Below are 22,956 nucleotides of genomic sequence, written 5' to 3'. Positions count from 1 at the left end.
GCGGGGGTTTCCGAAGTCTGACAGATCAGGCGTGCTTCTTGCCTTTGACGCCCGACCAGAGCCGCTTGTTCGTCAGGTAAAGCAGCGAGGCCAGCACGATCAGGAAGATCACGGCTTTGAAGCCAGCATCCTTGCGCGCCATCATCTTCGGCTCGGCGGTCCACATCAGGAAGGCCGAAACGTCTTGCGCCATCTGGTCCACGGTGGCCTTGGTGCCGTCGGCATAGGTCACCAGATCATCCGACAGGGGCGCCGGCATCTTGATCCAGCCGGTCGAGAAGGCGTGGTTCTCGTAGAAGGTCGAACCCGCCTCGGTCTTTTCCTCGCCCGAATAGCCGGTCAGGATGGCATGGATATATTCCGGCCCGCCGATGCCGCGGAACAGTTGGTTGATGCCGGTGCCATAGGGACCGTGGAACGCCGCCCGGCTTTTGGCCATCAGCGACAGGTCCGGTGCGCCCGCCCCGGTGTTGGCCGGGAAGTGGTCGGTCGCCTTGGCTTCCCGCTCTTCGCCGGTTTCCTTGTCGATCACCGTGAACTGGGTGGCATAGGCGCGCACCTGATCTTCCGGCAGGGCAGGGCCGCCCTCATCCGACAGGGTGCGGATCGGGACGTATTTCAGGCCGTGGCAGGCTGCACAAACCTCGGTGAAGACCTGAAGGCCGCGCTGCAACTGGTGTTCGTCAAAGGTGCCGAACGGCCCCTCGAACGAGAAGGGGATATCCTCGATATGGACTTCCCCACCTGCCGCAAAGGCCGCGCCGGTTGCCAAGCAGAGGGCAGAGACGGCGCTGATTGCGATTTTACGAAACATCTCAGTCAGTTCCTTTCTCTCACTCGGCCGGAGTGCCGTAGTGGGCCTTGAAGTCTTCCTCGATCGTTGCCGGTTGCGGCAGCGGCTTTTCAAGCACGCCCAAGAGCGGCAGGATCACGAGGAAATAAGCGAACCAGTAGGTCGAGGCGATCAGCGAGATGTAGGGATAAATCCCGTCGGTCGGCATCGCGCCCACCCACATCAGCACCACGAAGTCTATGGCCAGAAGCCAGAACCACGCCTTGAACTTGGGCCGGTATTTGCCCGAGCGCACGCGGCTGGTGTCCAGCCACGGCACCAGCGCCAGAACGGCGATGGCGCCGAACATCGCCAGCACGCCAAAGAACTTGGCGTCCACGATGCCGAAGGTCACCCAGTTCACCAGCATCACCACCCAGACGTCGCCGGTAAAGGCGCGCAGGATAGCGTAGAACGGCAGGAAATACCATTCCGGCACGATATGGGCCGGGGTCGCCAGCGCGTTCGCCTCGATGTAGTTGTCGGGGTGGCCGAGGAAGTTCGGCATGAAGCCGACGACCGCGAAGAACACCACCAGCACAACCGCCAGAGCGAACAGGTCCTTGATCACGAAATAGGGCCAGAAGGGCAGGGTGTCTTTCTGCGCTTCTTCTTTCGAGCCGCGGCGCACTTCAACACCCGTGGGGTTGTTGTTGCCGGTGGTGTGGAAGGCCCAGATGTGAACGGCAACCAGCGCCGCAATCACGAAGGGGAGAAGGTAGTGCAGCGAGAAGAAGCGGTTCAGCGTGGCATTGTCCACCGCCGGGCCGCCCAAGAGCCATTCCTGAATGGTCGGACCCACGCCGGGGATCGCGCCGAACAGGCCGGTGATCACCGTGGCACCCCAGAACGACATCTGTCCCCAGGGCAGCACATAGCCCATGAAGGCCGTCGCCATCATCGCGAGGTAAATCAGCATCCCGACGATCCAGGTCACTTCGCGCGGCGCTTTGTAGCTGCCGTAGTAGAGGCCGCGGAAGATGTGCAGGTAGACGGCAAAGAAGAACAGCGAAGCGCCGTTGGCGTGCAGATAGCGCAGCATGTGCCCGCCGTTCACGTCGCGCATGATATGCTCGACCGAGGCAAAGGCCATGTCCACATGCGGGGTGTAATGCATCACCAGCACGACGCCGGTGACGATTTGCAGCACCAGACAGAAGGCAAGGACGATCCCCCAGATCCACATCCAGTTCAGGTTCTTGGGCGTGGGAATCATCAGGGTGTCATAGACAAGGCTCACCACCGGCAGGCGGGTGTGGAGCCACTTCTCAAGGCCCGACTTGGGCTCGTAATGGTCGTGCGGAATACCGGCCATCTTTTGTTTCCTTACCCGAGCTTGATGGTGGTGGCGTCGGTGAACTGCGCCACCGGAATGTCCAGATTGCGCGGCGCCGGCCCTTTGCGGATGCGGCCCGCGGTATCGTAGTGCGAGCCGTGGCAGGGGCAGAACCAGCCGCCGAAATCGCCCGCGCCATCGCCCAGCGGCACACAGCCGAGGTGGGTGCAGACGCCCATCATCACCAGCCATTCACCCGCTTCGTCGAGGGTGCGGTTGGCGTCCGAGGCGTCGGCATCGGGCTTGTTGGCGTTTTCGGCCTTGGCATCGACCAGATCGGACAGCGCGGTATCGCGGCCTGCCTTGATCTCGTCCGCGCTGCGGCGGCGGATGAACACGGGCTTGCCGCGCCATTTCACCGTGAGCTGCGTGCCGACCTCGACCGCCGAGACATCGACGAAGATCGACGACAGCGCGCGGGTATCGGCCGAGGGGTTCATCTGATTGACCAGCGGCCAGACCGCTGCGCCGGTGGCAACGACGCCGGCCCCGGCGGTTGCGTAATACAGGAAATCCCTGCGGGTGCCTGCGTGATCGTCTGCGTGGGACACGAGAACTTCTCCCTTCCGGGGCCGCCGGGCTTGCGACCCATATACCGATGCGGCCGCAGTTTCCCGCAGCCTTGCCGGGCGGGTTTACCCAAGGAAGGGCGGCCCGTCCAGCGGTCAAAGGCGCGCAGGGGCGCGGAAAACCGCTTTGTCGTGGGGCGTGACCTTGAAGGCGCAGCCCCGGCTTCCTAACGGCGGCTAAACCGGGGGGCGGGTGGCCATCAGCGACGGGCGCGCGGCAATGGTTTCGGCCCATTGCGCAAGCTGCGGATGCCCTGCGCGCCAGCCCCGCGCGTCATGCCGGAAGTCAAGATATCCCAGCGCCGCCGCAAGGGCGAGATGCGCCGCCGTCAGAGGCCCCTCCAGCAGGGCCATCCAGCCCGCCTCGATGGCGTCCAGCGCCCGGGCGACCTTGGCCCATTGCCCCTCGACCCAAGGGGCATGGCGCCGCTCTTCGGGGCGCAGGCGGGATTCGTAGACGATCAGCAGGGCGGCCTCCATGATGCCGTCCGCCGTCGCCTCAAGCGTCAGCACATCCCAAAGCGCCTCGCCCTGCGGGTAAAGCCCCGCACCCGAACGGGCGTCGAGATAGCGGCAGATCACCCGGCTGTCATACAGGGTCCGGCCGTCCTCCAGCACCAGCGCCGGAATCTTGCCCAAGGGGTTACGATCGACCGGCATGTTTCCCGGGTCGGTCGGCGAACCCGCGACCTCATGCAGCGTGGTCTGCCCGGCAAGGCCCGTCTCCAGCAGCATCAGCATGGCCTTGCGGCCAAAGGGCGTGGTGGGCGAGGTGTAGAGCTGCATCGGTGCCTCCGTTTGCGGCAGGCTAGGCGCCGGGCAGGATGACCGCAACTGTCACTTGCCCCGGGCGGCCCGCTTCGGTCAGTCTGGCCGCGCCCGGACCCGAGGATTTGCCATGCGTCGCCTGTTGTTCCTGCTTGCCTTTCTGCCCGCGCCAGCCTTGGCCGAAGACGGCTTTCGCTGGGTGGTGACCCCGCAGTTTCAGGATGCAGGCTCTGCCCATCAGGGGGTGGTGCCGCTGCGGCAGGGTGATCTTTGGGGGCTGATGGCGGCTGACGGCCAATGGGTCTGGCAGCCGCAGTTTGAGGCGGTGGGCACGCCGGGCATGGGCCGCTTTCCGGTGCGGCAGAACGGCAAATGGGGCGTGGTGGACATCGCAGGCGGCACCGCCACCCCGTTCGAGTTCGATGCCATCGGCAAGCCGGACATCTACACGCCGATGCTCTGGCAGGGGCAATGGTGGGCCGTCGGGCCCAGCGGGCAGGCCGACGAACAGGTGCTGCCCTTCGACACGCTGATCGGCAATGACGGCACCTGTATGGTGGGCACGTCCAAAGGTGTGCCCGTGGCCGTGCATCGCGGCGACGAACCTGCCACCAGCAGCCTCGAAGGGGTCACGGCGATGGGCGTGCCGCAGAATGGCAGCGTTCCCGTGGCCATCGCAGGCAAGGTCGGCCATCTGGATTGCGCTTATGGCGCGGTGAAGAACGGGCAGGCGGTGTTCGCCGAGGTGCGCGGCTTTTCCGAAGAGTTCGCGGCGGCGCGGACGGGCGATCTTTGGGGCTATATCGGCCCCTGGGACAGCTATTTTGAAATTCCCGATCAGTTCCTTGCCGCCCGCGACTTTGCCGAAGGGTTGGCGCCCGTGCAGGATCAGGGCGGCAAATGGGGCTATATCGACCGGACCGGCGCCTGGGTGATTCCCGCGCAGTTCGATCAGGCCTACAGTTTTTCCGACGGGCTGGCGGGGGTGGTCGTGGGCGACCTGCGCGGCTTTATCACCGCCGATGGCCGCTTTGCCGCCGAGCCGCAGTTTCAGGACTTCTGGCGGCACGAGGGCGGGGTGGTGCCGGTGCGGCAGGGCGACCTTTGGGGCGTGATCGCACCCGAAGCGACCGACCCGGCAGCGCGTCTGAACCTGCCGCTGGCCGATCTGACGGCGGCGCAGGCGGGCCGCGCGGCAGAGTTCAGCCTGCAACCCTCGAACCCGCATTACTATTTCTTTCAGGACATCGCCTCGATCCATTCGATCGGCTTTGCCGCCGACGAATCGGTGATGGTCACCACTCTGGCCCTTGGCAATGACGCCGAGATCGCGCTGTGGGATATGAAAAGCCAGCGGCTGATCCGCAAATTCCCGGTGCCGCAGGCGACGCAGGCGGCCCTGCTGCCCGGCTCGCAATTGTTGGCGGTTGGTCTGTCCACCGGGCATCTCCTGATCCTTGATGCGGTGACGGGGGCCGAGTTGCACCGCATCCGCCCGCACCGCAATGCGGTGATCGACATGGTTCTGTCGCCGGATGGCAAATGGCTGGCCACGGCGGATGCCGAAAGCGTGCAGCTCTGGGATGCCGCCACCGGGACGGCCGGGCCTACCATCGTGCAAAAGGCACACAAACTGCGGTTTAGTGACGATTCTCTGGCCCTCTGGGCGGGCACGCGGCGGGGTGGGTTGGTGAAACTGGGGCTGGATGGCGCGGCGCTGTCGCAGGTCGAGGAGGGGCCGGAGATCGAGTTCGGCGACGGGCCGCAACCTGATGCGGTTTCGGAACTGGCACTGTCGCCGCAGGGCGTGCTGGTCAGCCTGTTCACCGAGCTGGTGCAGCAGCCGGACGGGTTTTACGCACAGGTCTCGCAGGCGCAGATCACCACGCCCGAAGGCCGGCGCAGCCTGCCCCTTGCCGAGGGCGTCGGCGATATCCTGACGCTGGATGTGTCGGCCGATGGCCAATTGCTCGCCTATGCCGGCAGCCAGAGCGAGGAAAGCTGGATCGCCCGGCTTGAAGTCGTGGATATTGCCAGCGGTGCCCCGGCGTTCTCGCAGGTGATGGACCGCGAAAAGGCGACGGGGCTGGGCCTTGGTCGCAGTATCTTTTCGGTGGACCGTCTGGGCTTCTCGCCTTCGGGCGGGCTGGTCGTGGTGGGGATGGAGGGCGGCGACATCCTGATGCTTGACCCGCGGCAGGGCAAATTGACCGCCAGTTTTGGCGAGCCGCTGACCCCCGCGCAGGGCGGCACCGCCATGCTGGACGGTGACCGCTGGTTCCAGACCGATGGCAATGGCAAGGTCTGGATCTGGAACTTTGCTGAGGCGCGGCTGGAGGGGGTGATCGAACTGCCCGATGCCGCCTTTGGCGTCGAGGAAATGATGGAGCCCGATGGCGGGCGCTTCTACCTCTATTCCGGGCTGGATGCGGGCGCGGTCGCCGGGTTCGACATGGAGACCCTGCAACCTGTTCCCCTGACGCCCGAGGATCAGGCCCGCCTTGCCGAGGGCTTCGACTTTGACAGCAGCCAGAGCTACCCCGATCAGGTGATGGCCCGGCTGATGACATTTCCCGAAACCGCGCTGGCCAAACCGCTGGCGGGCGGGCGGCTGGCGGTCACGGCGCAGACGGTGGGCATCCAGCAGGTCTATGACCTGACCACGGGTGCCAAGCTGGCGGATTTTCTGGCCACACCCGATGGCGAATGGCTGATCCTGACGCCAGAGGGGTTCTTTGCCGCGAGCCCGAATGGGGCGCGGCTGGTATCGGTCTCGTCGGGGATGCGGGCGTTTTCGGTGGATCAGGTCTATCAGGCCCTTTACCGGCCCGATCTGGTCGCGGCCAAGCTGGCGGGCGACCCGGGGGGCGAGGTTGCCAAGGCCGCCGCCGTGCTGGACCTGTCCACCGTCCTCGGCTCGGGCCCCGCGCCGATCACCCGGTTTTCCTTTCCGCTGGACGGGTTCAAGGCGCCGGACCCGGAGATCGAGGTGGAGGCCGAGATTTCCGACGAAGGCGGCGGTGTGGGCCGGGTGGAATGGCGGGTGAATGGATTGACGGTAGAGGTGCAACCCACCCGCGCCGCCGCCGCGCTGGACGAAGATACGCCCAAGGCCAAGGCCCGAGTTGCGCTGGAACCGGGGCAGAACGTGATCGAGGTGGTGGCTTATAATGCCGCCGGGCTGCTGGCCTCGGCGCCGCGTCAGGTTGTGGTGCAATGGGACGGGGTGGCCAGCACCGTCCCGCCCGCGCTTTATGTGCTGGCGGTGGGGGTGAATGATTATGCCGACGGGCGGCTGAAGCTGAACTATGCCGCCGCCGATGCCCGCGCCTTTGGCGCCGCGATGCAAAAGGCGGGGGCGGGGCTGTTCACCTCGGTCGAGGTGGTGACGCTGCTCGATGCTGAGGTGACCGAGGCCCGGCTGGACGCCGCCTTTGCCGATCTGGGGGCAAGGGTGAAACCGCAGGACGTGTTCCTGTTCTTCCTTGCGGGCCATGGCAAGACGGTCGAGGGCAAGTATTACTTCATCCCGCAGGATTTCCGCTTTCAGGGCGATGACCCGATCCGCGCGGGCGGGATTGATCAGGATCGCTGGCAGGAATGGGCGGCGCGGGTCAGGGCGAAGAAGTCGGTGCTGATTTATGACACCTGCGAAAGCGGCAGCCTGACCGGCACCCGCAGCGTCGATGCCGCTATGGCACAGACCGCGGCGGTTGAGCGGCTGACCCGGGCCATGGGGCGCACCGTCCTGTCGGCATCGACCGACGATGCCCCGGCGCTGGAGGGCTATCAGGGCCATGGCGTGATGACCTGGGCGATGCTGGACGCGCTGGGGCAGGCCGATGCCAATGGCAATGCCACGATCGAGGTGACCGAGCTTGCCGGTTGGCTGGATGCCAAGGTGCCCGAGATTTCCTCGGCTGCCTTCGGCTTCCGGCAGGTGCCGCAAATGTCGATCCGGGGCAGTGACTTTGCCCTTGGCGCCACGGTGGCGGTGCTGGGTGAGGCGCCCGAAAGCTTCCCCGCGACCCTCAGCCATGTGGTGGCAGGGGGGACGGCGGTTCTGGACGCGCCGGGCGGGGCGGTGGTGCAGGAAATTCCGTCGGGCGTGTTCTTTGGCGTGTTCAAAGCTGATGAAGCAGATGGCTTTGCCCGCATTGCCAAGGATGGCAAGGCGCTGGGCTGGGTGCCGTTGCCGGCGCTGACACCGCTGCAATAGGGGGTCGGGGTAAACCCCGACCTACGCGGGTAGGTCGGGGTTTACCCCGACTCTCGCAGCGGCCCGCCCGGCATGGCGCCCGGTCGCAAGGCAGGCGGTCAAGAGATAGCCCCCTGTCGGCGCCTCCCAATCCAGCATTTCACCGCAGGCGAAGACCCCGGGCAGCGTGCGAAGCTCCAGATCCGGGGTCAGGCTCTGGGCCGTGATGCCGCCTGCCACCGAAATCGCCTCCGCCAGCGGATAGGCGCCCTGAATCGTCACTGACAGGGCCTTTAGAGCCTGTTCTGGCGGCAGGCTCCGCCCGAATTCCATCACCAGGGCCACGGCGACCGGCGACAGGCCCAGTTTGCGCAGCCGGTTCGACAGGCTTTCGCCGGGCCGCATCCGGGCCAGTCGGGCGGCGATCTCGGCGGGGTCAAGGTCCGGCATCAGGTCAAGCCGCAGCGTCGCGCCCTCGCGCAGCGCGCGTGAGACGGCATAGACCCCGCCGCCTTCGATCCCGCGGGCCGAAATCACGAACTCCCCCCGCTCCCGCTGCGCCCCCGCCATCAGCGCCGCGCCCTTGACCGGCTGGCCGAAATGGCGGGCCATATGCGGTGACCAATCCACGGCAAAGCCCATGTTGGCCGGGCGGAAGGGGGCGATTTCCACGCCCCTCTCCGCCAGCCACGGCACCCATGCGGCATCCGAGCCGAGGCGGGGCCAGCTTGCGCCGCCCAAGGCCAGAACCGTGCAGCGCGGGGTCAGCAGGCGTTCGCCCTCAGCCGTCTCAAACCGCAGTGCAGGGCCTGAAAGCCCCTCCCACCGCCAGCGGCTGCGGAGTTCCACCCCCATGCCTGCCAGCCGCGCCAGCCATGCGCGCAGCAAGGGGGAGCCTTTCATCACCACCGGAAAGACCCGGCCCGAAGAACCTGTGAACACCTCCTGCGCCAGTTCGCGGCACCAGTCCATCACCTGCACCGGCCCGAATTCGGCCGTATAGGGACGTATCCAGTCTCCGGGATAGGCGGATTGAAAGGCGGTCAGCGGTTGATCCTTGGTCAGGTTCAGCCCGGATTTTCCCGCCATCAGGAATTTGCGCGCCGGTGAGGGCTTGGCCTCGGTCACCAGCACCCGGCGACCGGCACGGGCCAGTTCTTCGGCGGCCATCAGGCCCGCCGGCCCGGCGCCGATCACCAGCGCGTCGGGCGTTTCTGTCATGTGCCGCTGCCTGCCAGTGCGCCCTTCACATGCACCACACGCTGCGGGAAGGGCATTTCGATTCCGGCCTCTTTCAGCGCATTCCAGATGGCAAACAGCACCGGAGAGCCGTATTTGTTCTTGCCGTCATCGATGCCGCTGACCCAATATTCCACGGCGAAATCCACGCTCGATTCCCCAAAGCCGCGCAGTTCGCAATCCGGTCCGTCGGGTGCCTGCAGGACGAATGGCAGGCGGCCCACCGCCGCCTCGATCAGGACAGGGACAAGGTTGATGTCGGTGTCATAGCTGACGGAAAACAGCGCCTCATAGCGGTTGGCGCTGCCCTGATCGGAGTAGTTCACCACGCGGGTGGTGATGAAATGCTCGTTCGGGACCACGATCCACTTGCCGTCAAAGGTCTCCAGCACGCAAGCGCGGGCGGTCATCTTGACGATGGTGCCCTTCTCGCCACCGTCCAGTTCGACGTAATCGCCGACCGTGGTCTGCCCCTCGACCAGAAGGATGATGCCCGAGACGAAATTGGCCGCAATCTGTTGCAGGCCAAGGCCGATGCCCACGCCCAAAGCACCACCCAAAACCGCAACGGCGGTCAGGTCGATGCCCATAATGCTCATCAACAGCAGGAAGGCCGCGCCGAAAATCGCCACCTCAACCGCCTTGACCGCCAGCTCGCGGGTGGCGGGGCGCAGTTCCTCTTGCTTCTTGATGTAGTCGGCGCTTTGCCGGTTCGACCACGAGCCGAGCCAGAACAAGAGTGATCCGGCGATAAGCCCGCGGATCAGTGCCATCACGGAAAACTGGATATTGCCCAGCGCGACGGTGGTTTCCTCAAGCCGCAGGGTGATATCGTCAAGGATGCCCAGCGCATAAAGCGCGGCGACCGGGATCAGCACATAGCGGCCAAGGATGCGCAGGAAGGTGTCGCGCAGCACCTCGCGCACAAAGATGCGGGCGGCGAGGAAGAAGAACACCCGCTTGCCAAAGGCGATCACATCACCCGACCCGAAGAGCGAGCGGGTGACCTCTTCGCCCATCGCCGTCAGCCCATAGGCAAAGACCGGCAGCATCAAGGGCAGGAAACGCCCGGCAAAGCGGCGGGCGGTGGCCAGAGGGTTGTCCTTGTCGCCGGGGTCGATCAGCTTTGCGGCATGGGGCGACAGGCGGCGGGTGGCGATACGGGCGACAAGGAAGGAGAGCGCCAGCAGGGCGAATTGCGACCATGCGGCGGGCGAGAGAAGCCAGCCGGTGGCAATCTCACCCGCCTGCTCGAACCATGCCAGCAGCTTTGCCGCGATTTCCGCCTTGTCTGCCATGCCGCCCTCTTTGATCATACTGCACCTGCGGTCCTGCTCTGGCGCAGAACCCGGCGCAAAACAAGCCAGAGCACAGCGTCGGCCAGCTAGATGATCCGCCCCTTCGGGGTGAAATGCTGCGGAAAGGCCATGGCGGCGCAGGTCATGACGGTCGCCTCGGCTTCAAGGCGGTCATAGGCTTCGGTCATGGTCATCATGTCAAGCCAGGTGCCCTCGACCGTGTTGCGCAGCACCCGCGCCACGCGCACCGGATCGCCGGAATAGCCGCCTTCGGCCATCAGCCGGGCGCAAATCGCCTCGACCGTGCGGTTATAGCTTTCATCATTGGCGCCGCAGCGTTCCTGATAGATCGGGCGGCTCTGCGCCTCGCCCCAGAAGCTGCACCAGGCGGCAAGACGGTCAGGCGTGCAGATCGCCGAGTTGAAATCGGCGCGCAGCAGGGCATCCAGTTGCGCCGCCGCATCCGGGCCGGCTGCGGCCAGCGCCTGCGTCCAGTTCAGCCGGTATTCCTCGGCCAGATAGAGCAGGGTTTCGGTCAGCAGCCGCTCCTTGCTGTCAAAGTGAAAGTTCACCAGCCCCTGCGACAGGCCCGCCCGCCGCGTGACCTCGGCCAGCGTCATGCGGGCATAGCCGCTGTGGGCCAGCGTGGCGATGGTCGCCTCGATCAGTTGCTGGCGCCGGGTATCGCGCGGCTGTTTGCGCGGGGCGGCGGCAGGTTCAGCGGGTGGTTCGGGGGCAAGGTCCATGGTGGCCTCATGTGGCTGCCCTCTGCATAGCCGATTGGTGGCAAAGGGGAAGGGTGGCTAGGCGACAGACAGCGTTTCGCGCCGCCAGTCGGGCAGATATTCCACCCGGTCGCAGCCCGCGAACCGGGCCAGCCGGTCAAGCTCCCCCTCAAGTCGGGCCAGACGCTGCGGCCCCGGCTTCACCCCGCGCTCGGGCCAGAAGGCGCGCACCCGCAGCACGGATTCATCCCGGTGCGCCTTGGCATCCAGCCGCCCTATCAGCCGCTCCCCCTCCAGCACCGGGAAGACGTAATAGCCCCAGAGCCGCTGCGGTTCCGGCACGAAAACCTCGATCCGGTAGTAGAAGCCGAACAACCGCTCGGCCCGGTCACGGTCACGCAGCGCGGGGTCAAAGGGCGACAGGATGCGCAGGCGGCTGGGGCAGGCCGGCAGCGCCGCCGCTTCGTCCAGCGTGCCGGGGCGGCAAAAGGCGCGGCGGGTCTTGCCGTCGGCGCCCTCCACCTCGATCTCGTCCAGCGCGCCGCGGGCCAGTTCCGCGCGGCACCAGTCGCGGGCCTGCTCCGGGGTGATGGCATTCCAATAGGCTTTCAACTCGCCCGAGGTGGCAAAGCCTAGCCGCTCCAGCGCCGAAGTGCAGGCCCAGTCAAGATGCGCTTCCGGCGGGATGCGGGCGGCAAGATGCTCTGCCGGAATGACACGCTCGGTCAGGTCATAGACCTTGCGGAAGCCGTCTCGCCGCGCCACGGCCAGTTGCCCGGTCCGCCACAGCCATTCCAGAGCCGTCTTTGACGGATGCCAGTCCCACCAGCCGCCCTTGCCGCGCACCTCCCCTTCGCCCACATCGGCCGAGGTGACGGGGCCATCCGCCTCGATCAGGCGCAGGATGGTGTCAAACTGCGCTTCATACCCCTCGCGGAACCAGCGGCGCCAGTTGAGGTGCAGCCGCTCGGCATCGCGGGCAAAGCGGTGCTGCCAGTGGGGATAAAGCGATATCGGCAGGATCGAGGCATCATGCGTCCAATGCTCCCACAGGCCGCGGTCGGCTTCGGTCAGCCGCTTCAGCGCCTCGGGCCGATAGGTGCCCCGGCGTGACCACAGGATCATCTGATGCGCCCGCTCGACCGTGTTGATGCTGTCCACCTGCACAAAACCGATGCGGTCGATCAGCGCCGCCAGCGCCGCACCCTTGGCGGGTCCGGTCGGCGCCTCGCCCAGCGCGTGGCGGTGCAGGAACAGGCGACGGGCAAGCGGATTGGACAGGACGGGCAGGGTCATATCGCAGGCGTAGCAAGGCGCGGCGGCGGCTGTCCAGCGAATGTTTATGATTTGTTCATATGTATGCGCTCAAATCGCTTGATCGACTCGGGGCAAGGGCGTTCCCTGTGGCATCAGTCACAACAGGAAGGGACGCAAACATGTGCAATGCCTGCATCATCGAAGGGGTGAAATCCCACATGCTGTCGCGCCGGTCGCTGTTCGGGGCAGCGGCGGCTGCCGGTGTGGCCAGCATCGGCGCCGGTCTGATCACGGCGAAACCGGCGCTGGCGCAGGCTTCGGGTAAGGTGGTGGACCTGACCCATACCTATGACAGTGATTTTCCCACCTTCGACGGCAAGCCGGGGATCATTTTTGAACAGGACAAGGTGTTCGACAAGGACGGCTACCAGCTTTTCAAGCTGACGATCTTTGAACATACCGGCACCCATATCGACACGCCGCTGCATTTCTCGAAAGACGGCACCTCGGTCGATGCGCTGCCGGTCGAGAATCTGGTGGCGCCGCTTTGCATCATCGACATCACCGCCAAGGCGGCGGAGGACGCGAATGCCATGGTCGAGGCGGCCGATATCGAAGCCTGGATCAGGGCGAACGGCGAGATTCCGGCAGGCGCCTGTGTGGCGATGAACTCGGGTTGGACGAAGAAGATCGGCGATCCCTCGTGGCGCAACAATGCCGAGGGCAAGCTGGCTTTCCCCGGCTTTGCCAAATCTGCGACTGATCTCTTGATGGAAACCGGCGCCGCCTCGATCGGGGTGGATACGATGTCGCTGGACCCGGGCAATTCCGCCGATTTCGCTGTGCATTACAGTTGGTTGCCCTCGGGCCGCTTTGGCATCGAAGGGCTCGCCAATCTGGATCAGCTTCCGGTCAAGGGGGCGACGGTCTTCATCGGCGCGCCCAAGCATCGCGGCGGCACCGGCGGCCCGGCGCGCGTTCTGGCGATGATCTGATGGCGGTCCTGCGACCCTTGGGCGATGAAGAGGCTGGCGCCGAGGCGCTGGCCATCTTCACCGAAATCCGCGCGGCCCGGCAGACCGAGTTCATCAACAACTTCTGGCGGGTGCTGGCACATGACCCGGCCCTGCTGCGCGCCACATGGGACAGGCTAGCGGTAGTGATGGGGCCGGGCACGCTGGACCCGCTGGTGAAAGAGATGATCTATCTTGCGGTTTCGGCGGCGAATGGGTGCAGTTATTGCGTGCATTCCCACACCGCCGCTGCCAAGGCCAAGGGCATGACCGAGGCCCAGCATGGTGAGCTTTTGTCGGTGATTGCGATGGCCAGCCAGACGAATGCGCTGGCCAATGCGCTGCAGATTCCGGTGGATGACAGGTTTCAGGCGGGCTGAACCGGGGCAGGGGTGGGGTTACAGCCCCGCCTCGGCCGCAATTTCGGCCCGGCTCTTGCGGGCGCGTTCGGTCGCCGATTTCAACTGACCGCAGGCCGCCATGATATCCTCACCCCGCGGGGTGCGGATCGGGCTGGCGTATCCGGCCTTGTAGATGATGTCGGCAAAAGCCTCGATCCGCTCCCAGTCCGACCGCTCATAGGGGCTGCCGGGCCATTCATTGAAGGGGATCAGGTTGATCTTGGCCGGGATGCCCTGAATCAGTTTCACCAGACGGCGGGCATCGGCGTCACTGTCGTTCACGCCCTTGAGCATGACATATTCGAAGGTGATCCGTTCCGAGTTCGACAGTTTGGGGTATTCCCGCAGCTCGTCCAGCAGCGCCTTGATGTTCCAGCGTTTGTTGATCGGCACCAGACGGTCGCGCACCTCATCCGTGGTGGCGTGGAACGACACGGCAAGCTGGCAGCCGATCTCGGTCGCGGCCCGGGCGATTTCCGGCACCACGCCCGAGGTGGACAGCGTGATCCGCCGGCGGCCAAGGGCGATACCCTCGCCATCCATCACCACGCGCATGGCATCGCGCACATTGTCGAAATTATACAGCGGCTCGCCCATGCCCATCAGCACGACATTGGACACCAGCCGCGTTTCATCCTTGGGCGCACCAGGCTCGGGCCATTCACCCAGATCGTCGCGTGCCAGCATGACCTGACCCACAATTTCCCCGGCGGTCAGGTTGCGGACCAGTTTTTGCGTGCCGGTGTGGCAGAAGGAACAGGTCAGCGTGCAGCCCACTTGCGAGGAAATGCACAGGGTGCCCCGGGTTTCCTCGGGGATATAGACCACCTCCACCTCATGCCCGCCGGCGATACGGACAAGGTATTTGCGGGTGCCGTCTGCTGAGACCTGACGGTTCACCACCTCGGGCAGGTCGATGGTGAAGTGATCGGCCAGAAGGGTGCGATACTCCTTGGCAAGGTTGGTCATCGCCGCGAAATCGCGCACGCCCCAGTGATAGACCCACTGCCAGACCTGCCCCAGCCGCATCTTCGCCTGCCGCTCCGGCGTGCCTGCGGCGATCAGCGCTGCGCGCAACTCTTCGCGCGTCAGGCCGATGAGATTGGTCTTGCCGCCCTCGGGCAGCTTGCGCGGCAGGGTCAGCACGTCTTGCGTGATGGGGGCGGTTGCCTCGGTCATGGCAGATCTTTCGTTCGGGGCCTTGTCACAGGCGATCTGGGAATCGGGGGGATATAGGCGATTCCCCCGGAAATAGCAAAGCGCCCCGCAAAGGGGGCGCTTCGGGTCAGGTCGCGGCGCTTACTGGCAGCGCTTTTCGGCGTCGGTCATGGCGGCGGTGAAGCCGCGCAGGCTGAACGTATCCTTGGTCTGGGTGCCCTTGCCCGACCGCGCGGTCAGAACGGCGTTGGAGCCCTTCTTCATCGCGGCCAGCACGGCAGCATCATCGTCATTGCTGCCCGGCCAAGCCCATTCGCCATCGGTGATCATCTCAAAGCTGGTGCCGTCGATATCCACCTTGACCGTCGAGCCGGCGGCAAAGGGATAACCACCCGAGAAGGAAATCGCACCCGGCGCACCCGGGCGGAAGGTCACGAACAGCAGGATATCGCCCCGGCGCACCGAAACCGGCTGGCCGTCGCGGCTGTTGACGGTTTCCTTCGGGCTTGACACCCCCCAGCATTCCTTGGGGTTCTCTTCGGCGAACACGCTCCAGTCGGTCATGGTGGCGACCCGGTTGGAGGATTCCTGCGCCATCGCACCTTGTGCGGCCATGGCCACCGCAGCGGCACCCAGCGCGCGCATCGTCCAGCTTTTCATCTCGTCACAGCCTCCAAGCTGTCATTGCCTCACCCACACGGAGCCACTTCAGGCGCGGCTTTTCCCGGGCTGCGGGTTTTCATTGCTCGATATCCCATGCATAACCGAAAATGACCAATCCGCGAAAGCCCCTTGGGCGTGTTTTCGCGCATAAGTGACGGGAGGGGATGATGGGCAAGGCAATTCCGATGGTTGAGTTGTGGCGCGGCGGGCTGCTGGAAAGCACCCATCTGGGCCATGCGGTGATCTGCGACGCTTCGGGGCAGATCGTGCAATCCTGGGGTGATCCGGGGCGGATCATCTTCCCGCGCTCGTCCTGCAAGATGTTGCAGGCGCTGCCGTTGATCGAAACCGGGGCGGCGGATGCCCATGGGCTGACCGAGCGGCACCTTGCACTGGCCTGCGCCAGCCATCAGGGCGCCGCGCTGCATGTGGGCATGGCCGAACGCTGGCTGTCCGATCTGGGTCTGGGCGAGCCGGACCTGCGCTGCGGCGCGCATGAGCCGCTGGACCATGCCGAGCGGGATCGGCTGATCTGCGATCATGAGGGGCCTTGCCAGTTGCACAACAACTGCTCGGGCAAGCATTCGGGCTTTCTGACGGTGGTCAAGCATCTGAAGGCCGGCCCGGAATATGTCGAGATCGACCATCCGTTGCAGGTGGCGATCAAGACCGCGTTCGAAGAGGTGACGGGAGAGGCTTCGGCGGGTTGGGGCATCGACGGTTGCTCGGCGCCGAACTTTGCCACCTCGGTTGCCGGGTTGGCGCGGTCGATGGCGGCCTTTGCGGCAGCCCCCGAAACCGGCGACAGCCGCCAGCGCGCGATGCACCGGCTGACCCGCGCCATGGCCACCCATCCCGAGCTGGTCGCGGGCGAAGGGCGGTCCTGCACCGAACTGATGCGGGCGATGGGGGGCCGGGTGGCGATCAAGACCGGGGCCGAGGCGGTGTTCGTGGCCATCGTGCCGGAAAAGGGTCTGGGCATCGCGCTCAAGATCGAGGACGGCAATTCTCGCGCCTCCGAAGCGGCCATCGTCGCGCTGCTGACGCAGATCGGCGTTCTGGACGCTGCCCACCCCATGGCGCAAAAGCGGCTTCCAGCCGAGCAGCGCAACTGGCGCGGGCTGCGGACCGGCGAATTGCGGCTGTCCGAAGGGTTCCTCTGAGAAACCGGAGCCCCTGTCTTTCGGACAGGGGCTCCCTCTCAACTGGCTATCCGGCGCCGCTCAGGGGGCTTGCGACCGGCACCGGCCACGCACTGGCTACTGACCCATCCTCGCGCGGGAACCGGGCGGGCGCGGGGTTGCCGTAAGGTCAAGCGGGGGTCATTTCGCGGCAGAAATTTGGCAATCCACAGAGGCCACAACCGGGGCTTGCCAAATGAAACGAAGGGGATAAACTTTTCCCATGACGGTTCAGACGCCGACACCCTTCCCCCGCCCCGAGCCCCTGTCCGAGCAGGTCAGTTTCCATCGTCAGGAGCTGGCAGTGATCCTGTCGCTGTATGGCCGGATGGTCGCGGCGGGCGAATGGCGTGATTATGGCATCTCGGCCCTGCGGGATGTGGCGGTTTTCGCCATTTTCCGCCGCACCGCCGAAGTGCCGCTTTACCGCATCGAAAAACGGCCCAGCCTGCGCAACCGGCAGGGCATCTATGCGGTGATTGGCAGCGAAGGGCAGGTGCTGCGCCGCGGCCATGACCTTGCCGCAGTGCTGCGGGTGCTGGAAAAGGTCCGCCCGGTCGAGTGATTACAGCCGCCGCCGCGCGGTCACCGGGCGGGTTTCCTGCGCCTCAACCCGGGCGATACAGGCGGCAATCCCCTCATACGCGACCGACATGCTGTGCCCGTTGGCGTGGATCAGGGTTTCACCATCCACCACAATGGCGACATGCCCCTTCCAGAAGATCAGGTCGCCGCGTTGCAGCGTGGCATCCTCATCCAGCGCGGTTCCCGCCGTTTCCTGCAGGTCGCTGTCGCCCGCAAGGCCAATGCCGCAGGCGCCAAAGGCCAGTTGCGCCAGCCCGGAACAGTCGATTCCCGCCCGGCTGTTGCCGCCCCAGAGATAGGGCGTGCCAAGCAGGCTTTCCGCCACCGAAACCGGGTCTGCCAGCCAGTCGCCCAAGGGGCGCAGATGGCTGGCGGGGACAAAACCCTGCGTCGTCTCGGCCCATTTGCCGGCGGTGCCCAGAACCGCCAGCCGCGCGCCAAGGCTAAGAGCGGCGAGTTCCGGCGCCTGAACCCGCGGTTCAGGGTAAAGATGGGTGGCGGGGGTGGCGACCCAATGGCTGGGCCGCGGCGTATCGGCCAGCGCCGCTTCGGGCAGCCAGCCGCAATAGCCGTCTTTCACCGCAAAACCGAAGGCGTGACCGTCTTCGCGGTCAATCACCGTGAAGCTTTCGCCCAAGAGCAACTGTCGCTCCCGCGCCCCGCCGGGCGCGCGCAGCAGATCGGCAAGCGGTTGCGACAGGCGCAGGGTTTCACCTTCGGTAAAGGCGGGTGCCGCAATGCGGCCCTGCAGCGAGATATGGGCAATGCGCGGGGTGGCGGGTGTCAGGCGGCGGTCCATCTAAAGCCCCAGCATCGCAGGCAGGCCGTCGAGGATGGCTCGGGCGCCCTGACCCACACCGCCCTTGGGACGGCCGGGCAGGTCGGCGGGGCTGTGACCATAGATGTCGAAATGCATGTAACGCGGCCCCTCGACAAAGCGGCGCAGGAAGAGGGCCGCCGTCACCGAGCCGGCAAAGCCCCAGCCGGGGGCATTGTCCAGATCGGCGATGCCCGGCTCGATGATATGCTCATAGGGCGTCCAGAACGGCAGGCGCCAGACCGGATCGAAGCCCGCCCTTGCGCCCTCTTCCAGCGCGGCCGCCATCGCCTCATCATCGGTGTAATAGGGGGCCAGATCCGGCCCCACCGCGATCCGCGCCGCACCGGTCAGCGTGGCCATCGAGATCAGCACATCGCAGGGTTCCTCGCAGGCATAGGCCAGCGCATCACCCAAGACCAGCCGCCCCTCGGCATCGGTGTCGTTCACTTCCACCGTCAGGCCCTTGCGGCTGATCAGGATGTCCTTGGGCCGCTGCGCATCGCCCGCGATCACGTTTTCCACCGCCGGGACCAGCACCCGCAGCCGCAGGGGCAGGCCCAGCCGCATGATCATCAGCGCCAGACCGAGGACCGTCGCCGCACCCCCCATGTCCTTCTTCATCAGCAACATGCCCGAGGAAGGCTTGATGTTCAGCCCCCCGGTGTCAAAACATACCCCCTTGCCGACCAGCGTCAGAAGCGGCCCTTCGCTGCCCCAGCGCATTTCCAGCAGGCGCGGCGCGCGGGGCGAGGCGCGGCCCACGGCATGGATCATCGGAAAGTTCTGCGTCAGCAGATCATCACCCCGGATTACATTGGTCTGGGCGCCAAAGCGGGCGGCAAGGGCAAGGAAGGCCGCCTCCAGTTCCGCCGGGCCAAGGTCCAGCGCGGGGGTGTTGATCAGGTCGCGGGTCAGAAACTCCCCCTCGGCCATGGCTGCAATTCGCTCGGCATCAATGCCTTCGGGCGCGCGCAGATGCAGGGCGGGTGCGGTCTTGCCCGGGCGGTAGCGGTCAAAGCGATAGCTTTGCAGCAGGAAGGCCAGCGCCGCCTCGGCCTTGTCTTCGTGCGAAAGATCGCCCTCCAGATGCCAGTCCCCCTCGGGCAGCCCGGCAGCGGCCTTGGCCACGGCGAAGCGGCCCCGGGCGCGGGCCTTGGCATTGCCCAACCCCGCCACGGCCCCCGCCACCTCCCCCGAAGCACCGGGGATCAGCCGCACCTCGCCCGCGCCCGCCTGAAAGCCGGTGGCGGTCAGCCAGGCAGCGGTGGCGGGCGGTTGCGAGGCGAGAAAATCCGCCAGCCCCTCGGCCCGCAGCAGATGCAGCGGACGGGTCGGGGCGGCGGGATCGGCGAAAGCGGGGGTCATGGGGCATCCTTCCTCGGTTGCCCGAAACCTACCTTACACCGCGCGGCCTGCAAGGGGGCTGCCCCAACAACCGCCCCCTCAACTGAACGTCTGGTCCAGCAGGCTCTTGTCCGGCGCCAGTGACCGTTCGGCGATCCGCAGCAGCCGTGACCAGACGGCGGAGAAGGCTGTGACATCCGCCCGTTCCAGACAGGTGCGGACATCCGCCGCGACCAGCCCCAGACTGACCAGCCCCAGCGCCTCGGCCATGCGCTGCAACTGGCGCAACTGGCGGGACAAATCCTGTATCTGATGCGTGCGCACCTGCTGCGCCAGACCGGCCATGGTCAGCGCCAGTTCCCCCAACTCGCGCGTCACGACCTGTTCGGCCGAAGCCGTGCCCAGATTGCGGTAGATGGCCGCAATCGGCTCGGCGTCCTGGCGCACGCATTCCTTTGGCCGGAGGGCCACCACATTCATCGCCATATCTCTCACCCCATACGCCTCACACCCGGGGTCAGCTTGCGGGATCAGGCTGAAGAAAAGGTTGCGGCCTCGGCAAGAAACCTCTCGAATTTTCTGCGATTGCAGCCTAGATCAGGGCCGTGTCAGCCAAGGGATGAAGACGATGGATTATGCTCGCCCCCTGCCCAACTATCTGATCAGCCGGTTCCACGGCTGGCGGGCCACGACCTATCAGGACAACAAGGCATGGTATCGCCGTCTGGCCGAAAGCGGGCAGCATCCGCGCGCCATGGTGATTTCCTGCTGCGACAGCCGGGTGCATGTCACCTCGATTTTCGGCGCGGATGAGGGGGAGTTCTTCATCCACCGCAACGTCGCCAATCTTGTGCCGCCCTACAACCCGGACGGCGAATATCACGGCACCTCGGCGGCGGTGGAATATGCCGTCACCTCGCTGGGCGTGGCGCATATCGTGGTGCTGGGCCATTCCAACTGCGGCGGGGTCAAGGGCTGCCATGACATGTGCCGGGGCCATGCGCCGCAGCTTGAGGAAAAGACCAGCTTTGTCGGGCGCTGGATGGACATTCTGAAACCCGGGTTCGAGCGGGTGGCGCATCTGCCCGACGACGCCATCCTTCAGGCGCTTGAGAAAGAGGCGGTGCTGGTCAGCCTTGAAAACCTGATGAGCTTCCCCTTCCTTGCCGAAGCGGTGGCGGGCGACCGGCTGACGCTGCATGGGCTGTGGAACAACACCGGCGAAGGCACGCTGGAACATTACGACCCGCAGCGCGGCGGCTTCGTTCCGGTTTAAGGGGGGCCGGCCGTCGGCGGCGCGGCGCCTTGGCCCGGGCGCTTGCGCCGCGTCGCGGTTGACCCCCGCCCCCCGGCGGGTCTATCGAGACGGCACCCCTCAGCGACGGAACCCCAAGTGGCCAATTTCCTGCATCAGAATGACCTGCCCGACGGTCTGGACCTTGGTCCCGTCGTCGCCATCGACACCGAGACCATGGGCCTTGACCCGCGCCGCGACCGGCTGTGTCTGGTGCAGCTTTCCTCGGGCGACGGCAATGCCCATCTGGTGCAGATCGCCCGTGGCCAGACCGCCGCACCGAACCTGCAACGGATGCTGACCGACCCCAAGGTTCTGAAACTGTTCCATTTTGGCCGCTTCGATGTGGCCGCGCTGCAAAAAGCCTTCGGCGTGCGGACCGCGCCGGTCTGGTGTACCAAGATCGCTTCGAAGCTGATCCGCACCTATACCGACCGCCACGGGCTGAAATATCTGCTGATGGAATATGTCGGCGTTGACGTTTCCAAGGCACAGCAGACCAGCGATTGGGGGCAGGCCACCCTGACCGAGGCGCAAAAGGACTATGCCGCTTCGGATGTGCTGTATCTGCACAAGCTGAAAGAGGCGCTTGAGCCGATCCTCGTGCGCGAAGGGCGGCTGGCGCTGGCGCAACAGTGTTTTGACTTCCTTCCGGCGCGGGCCGAACTGGACCTTCTGGGATGGGACGAGCCGAATGACCTCTTCCACCACTGATTTCCTTGCCACTGGCCGCCGCGTGCTTGCGCGCGAGGCCGAGGCGCTGGGCCTTCTGGGCGACAGCCTTGGCGAGAGCTTTGGTGAGGCGGTGCAGATGCTTCTGGGGGCCGAGGGACGGGTGATCGTCTCGGGCATGGGCAAGTCGGGCCATATCGCCCGCAAGATCGCCGCGACCTTTGCCAGCACCGGCACGCCCGCGCATTTCGTCCACCCCGCCGAGGCCAGCCATGGCGATCTGGGCATGGTGATGGGCGGCGATGTGGCGCTGTTGATTTCCAACTCGGGCGAGACGACGGAACTGGCCGACATCATCGCCCATACCCGGCGCTTCCGCATTCCGACCATCGCCATCACTGCCCGGGCCGAAAGCTCGCTGGCGCGGCAGGCCGAGGTCGTGCTGCTCTTGCCGCCCGCGCCCGAAGCCTGTGAAACGGGCATCGTGCCGACCACCTCGACCACGATGACGCTGGCGCTGGGCGATGCGCTGGCGGTGGCGCTGATGGAGCATCGCGCCTTCACGCCGGAACATTTCCGCATGTATCACCCCGGCGGCAAGCTGGGCGCGCGGCTGATGAAGGTGCGTGACCTGATGCACAGCGAATTGCCGCTGATTGCCGCCACGGCGCCGATGGGCGATGCGCTCTTGGAGATCAGCCGCAAGGGCTTTGGTGTGGTGGGGGTGACGGGGGCGGATGGCGCGCTGCAAGGCATCATCACCGACGGCGACCTGCGGCGGCATATGGACGGCCTTTTGTCCCTGACCGCGGGCGATGTGATGACGCGGGGCCCGCGCACCGTGGCGCCCGACGCGCTGGCCGAAACCGCCGTTGCCCTGATGAACGACCGCAAGATCACCTGCCTTTTCGTGGTGGATCCGGCCCGGCCCGGGCAGGCGTTGGGCATCGTGCATATCCACGACTGCCTGCGCGCCGGGGTGGTCTGAGATGGCGCGCGGCACCGCCGACAATCTGCACTCGCGCCTTGTCGCGGTGCTGAAGGTGGCGCTGCCGCTGGTGGCTTTGGCGATCCTGTCCACGCTGTTCCTGTTTTCGCGCGGGATCGACCCCGAGGATGCGATTCCCTATGCGCAGGTCGATGTCGAAGATCGCCTGCGCGAACCCCGGATGACCGAGGCCGGTTATTCCGGCATGACACCGGATGGTGCGGCACTGACCCTGACCGCGGCCGAGGCGCGGCCCGAAGCCGGTGGCGGCAGCGCCAGCGGCCTGCAGGGACAGCTTGCAACCGCCGACGGCGCCCGCACCGAGATTGCCGCGATGGGCGCCCGGATCGACAATGCGGCGCACCAGCTCGAACTGTCCGGCGGGGTCGAGCTGCGGTCCTCGGCGGGCTATGTGATCCAATCCGATGGCTTTGCCCTCGCGCTGGACCGGACATGGCTGGAAAGCCGCGGAATGGTCAGCGCGCAGGGGCCTTTGGGGCAGTTGACGGCAAATGCCCTGCGGCTGGACCGCGGCGCGGGTGACAACAGCTATCTTCTGGTTTTCAACGGCGAGGTGCGGCTGCTATACCAGCCGAAGCAATGACAGGTATTTCG

Annotated in this window: 22 protein-coding genes; 9 read left to right on the top strand and 13 right to left on the bottom strand. The window is 65.8% G+C overall.

Features of this window, described 5'->3' with window-relative positions; genetic code table 11:
* Positions 1-25 precede the first annotated feature (25 nt).
* The 4 genes from HS053_RS14145 to HS053_RS14130 form a co-directional block, all read right to left on the bottom strand.
* Positions 26-814 (bottom strand): cytochrome c1, encoded by a 789-nt coding sequence (locus HS053_RS14145; protein ID WP_174211907.1) that lies wholly within the window; start codon positions 812-814, stop codon positions 26-28.
* 19 nt (positions 815-833) lie between these two features.
* Positions 834-2,147, bottom strand: a complete 1,314-nt coding sequence (gene petB, locus HS053_RS14140) for a cytochrome b (protein ID WP_174211906.1) — start codon at positions 2,145-2,147, stop codon at positions 834-836.
* An 11-nt stretch (positions 2,148-2,158) separates the two neighbouring features.
* On the bottom strand, positions 2,159-2,719 hold the full coding sequence (petA, locus tag HS053_RS14135) for a ubiquinol-cytochrome c reductase iron-sulfur subunit (RefSeq protein ID WP_174211905.1): 561 nt from the start codon (positions 2,717-2,719) through the stop codon (positions 2,159-2,161).
* 195 nt (positions 2,720-2,914) lie between these two features.
* A complete protein-coding gene (locus HS053_RS14130; RefSeq protein ID WP_174211904.1) occupies positions 2,915-3,523 on the bottom strand; it encodes a glutathione S-transferase N-terminal domain-containing protein in 609 nt (202 codons plus the stop codon).
* 112 nt (positions 3,524-3,635) lie between these two features.
* On the opposite strand from HS053_RS14130, the gene HS053_RS14125 reads away from it, so the two are divergent.
* Entirely contained in the window at positions 3,636-7,724 is a 4,089-nt protein-coding gene (locus HS053_RS14125; RefSeq protein WP_174211903.1) for a WG repeat-containing protein, read from the top strand.
* A 21-nt stretch (positions 7,725-7,745) separates the two neighbouring features.
* Here the strand turns inward: HS053_RS14125 and HS053_RS14120 are convergent, their stop codons facing one another.
* The 4 genes from HS053_RS14120 to HS053_RS14105 all read right to left on the bottom strand — a co-directional run bounded on the left by HS053_RS14120 (position 7,746) and on the right by HS053_RS14105 (position 12,261).
* On the bottom strand, positions 7,746-8,924 hold the full coding sequence (locus HS053_RS14120) for a TIGR03862 family flavoprotein (protein WP_174211902.1): 1,179 nt from the start codon (positions 8,922-8,924) through the stop codon (positions 7,746-7,748).
* Positions 8,921-10,240 carry a mechanosensitive ion channel family protein gene (locus tag HS053_RS14115; RefSeq protein WP_174211901.1) on the bottom strand — a complete coding sequence of 440 codons (1,320 nt, stop codon included), beginning with the start codon at positions 10,238-10,240 and terminating at the stop codon, positions 8,921-8,923. The genes HS053_RS14120 and HS053_RS14115 overlap by 4 nt, the downstream gene beginning before the upstream one ends.
* Before the next feature lie 86 nt (positions 10,241-10,326).
* On the bottom strand, positions 10,327-10,986 hold the full coding sequence (locus tag HS053_RS14110; RefSeq protein WP_174211900.1) for a TetR/AcrR family transcriptional regulator: 660 nt from the start codon (positions 10,984-10,986) through the stop codon (positions 10,327-10,329).
* Between the two features lie 57 nt (positions 10,987-11,043).
* Positions 11,044-12,261, bottom strand: a complete 1,218-nt coding sequence (locus HS053_RS14105) for a winged helix-turn-helix domain-containing protein (protein WP_174211899.1) — start codon at positions 12,259-12,261, stop codon at positions 11,044-11,046.
* 140 nt (positions 12,262-12,401) lie between these two features.
* Between HS053_RS14105 and HS053_RS14100 the strand changes: the two genes are divergently transcribed.
* Together HS053_RS14100 and HS053_RS14095 are read left to right on the top strand one after the other, a co-directional pair.
* Complete coding sequence (locus HS053_RS14100) at positions 12,402-13,217, top strand: cyclase family protein (RefSeq protein ID WP_174211898.1); 816 nt, start codon at positions 12,402-12,404, stop codon at positions 13,215-13,217.
* A complete protein-coding gene (locus tag HS053_RS14095; RefSeq protein WP_174211897.1) occupies positions 13,217-13,615 on the top strand; it encodes a carboxymuconolactone decarboxylase family protein in 399 nt (132 codons plus the stop codon). The genes HS053_RS14100 and HS053_RS14095 overlap by 1 nt, the downstream gene beginning before the upstream one ends.
* 18 nt (positions 13,616-13,633) lie before the next feature.
* Here HS053_RS14095 and rlmN read toward each other — a convergent pair whose 3' ends face one another.
* Positions 13,634-14,815, bottom strand: coding sequence for a 23S rRNA (adenine(2503)-C(2))-methyltransferase RlmN (gene rlmN / locus HS053_RS14090; protein WP_174211896.1), 1,182 nt, complete (start codon positions 14,813-14,815; stop codon positions 13,634-13,636).
* A 120-nt stretch (positions 14,816-14,935) separates the two neighbouring features.
* Positions 14,936-15,454: an invasion associated locus B family protein gene (locus HS053_RS14085; RefSeq protein ID WP_174211895.1), complete on the bottom strand. Its 519-nt coding sequence runs from the start codon at positions 15,452-15,454 to the stop codon at positions 14,936-14,938.
* Between the two features lie 170 nt (positions 15,455-15,624).
* Here HS053_RS14085 and HS053_RS14080 point away from each other — a divergent pair, with 170 nt between their 5' ends.
* Complete coding sequence (locus HS053_RS14080; RefSeq protein WP_174211894.1) at positions 15,625-16,620, top strand: asparaginase; 996 nt, start codon at positions 15,625-15,627, stop codon at positions 16,618-16,620.
* A 241-nt stretch (positions 16,621-16,861) separates the two neighbouring features.
* Positions 16,862-17,203 carry a DUF2794 domain-containing protein gene (locus HS053_RS14075; protein ID WP_174211893.1) on the top strand — a complete coding sequence of 114 codons (342 nt, stop codon included), beginning with the start codon at positions 16,862-16,864 and terminating at the stop codon, positions 17,201-17,203.
* Here HS053_RS14075 and HS053_RS14070 read toward each other — a convergent pair whose 3' ends face one another.
* The 3 genes from HS053_RS14070 to HS053_RS14060 form a co-directional block, all read right to left on the bottom strand.
* The gene (locus tag HS053_RS14070; RefSeq protein ID WP_174211892.1) at positions 17,204-18,022 is read right to left on the bottom strand and encodes a C40 family peptidase; all 819 of its coding nucleotides are present in this window, start codon (positions 18,020-18,022) and stop codon (positions 17,204-17,206) included.
* A complete protein-coding gene (locus tag HS053_RS14065; protein WP_174211891.1) occupies positions 18,023-19,408 on the bottom strand; it encodes a leucyl aminopeptidase family protein in 1,386 nt (461 codons plus the stop codon).
* Between the two features lie 78 nt (positions 19,409-19,486).
* Positions 19,487-19,873, bottom strand: a complete 387-nt coding sequence (locus HS053_RS14060) for a hypothetical protein (RefSeq protein WP_174211890.1) — start codon at positions 19,871-19,873, stop codon at positions 19,487-19,489.
* Positions 19,874-20,015: 142 nt separating this feature from the next.
* Here HS053_RS14060 and HS053_RS14055 point away from each other — a divergent pair, with 142 nt between their 5' ends.
* From HS053_RS14055 to HS053_RS14040, 4 genes are all read left to right on the top strand, one after another.
* Complete coding sequence (locus tag HS053_RS14055) at positions 20,016-20,663, top strand: carbonic anhydrase (RefSeq protein WP_174211889.1); 648 nt, start codon at positions 20,016-20,018, stop codon at positions 20,661-20,663.
* Positions 20,664-20,780: 117 nt separating this feature from the next.
* Entirely contained in the window at positions 20,781-21,395 is a 615-nt protein-coding gene (locus HS053_RS14050) for a ribonuclease H-like domain-containing protein (RefSeq protein WP_174211888.1), read from the top strand.
* Positions 21,376-22,341 (top strand): KpsF/GutQ family sugar-phosphate isomerase, encoded by a 966-nt coding sequence (locus tag HS053_RS14045; RefSeq protein ID WP_174211887.1) that lies wholly within the window; start codon positions 21,376-21,378, stop codon positions 22,339-22,341. Before HS053_RS14050 ends, HS053_RS14045 begins: the two co-directional genes overlap by 20 nt.
* 1 nt (position 22,342) lies before the next feature.
* Positions 22,343-22,945 carry a hypothetical protein gene (locus HS053_RS14040; RefSeq protein WP_174211886.1) on the top strand — a complete coding sequence of 201 codons (603 nt, stop codon included), beginning with the start codon at positions 22,343-22,345 and terminating at the stop codon, positions 22,943-22,945.
* The last annotated feature ends 11 nt before the right edge of the window (positions 22,946-22,956 follow it).

Source organism: Tabrizicola fusiformis (assembly GCF_013328815.1).
Taxonomy (GTDB): Bacteria; Pseudomonadota; Alphaproteobacteria; order Rhodobacterales; family Rhodobacteraceae; genus Fuscibacter.
The sequence above is the reverse complement of the archived record's forward strand: the minus strand, read 5'-3'. Positions and strand labels throughout refer to the sequence as shown.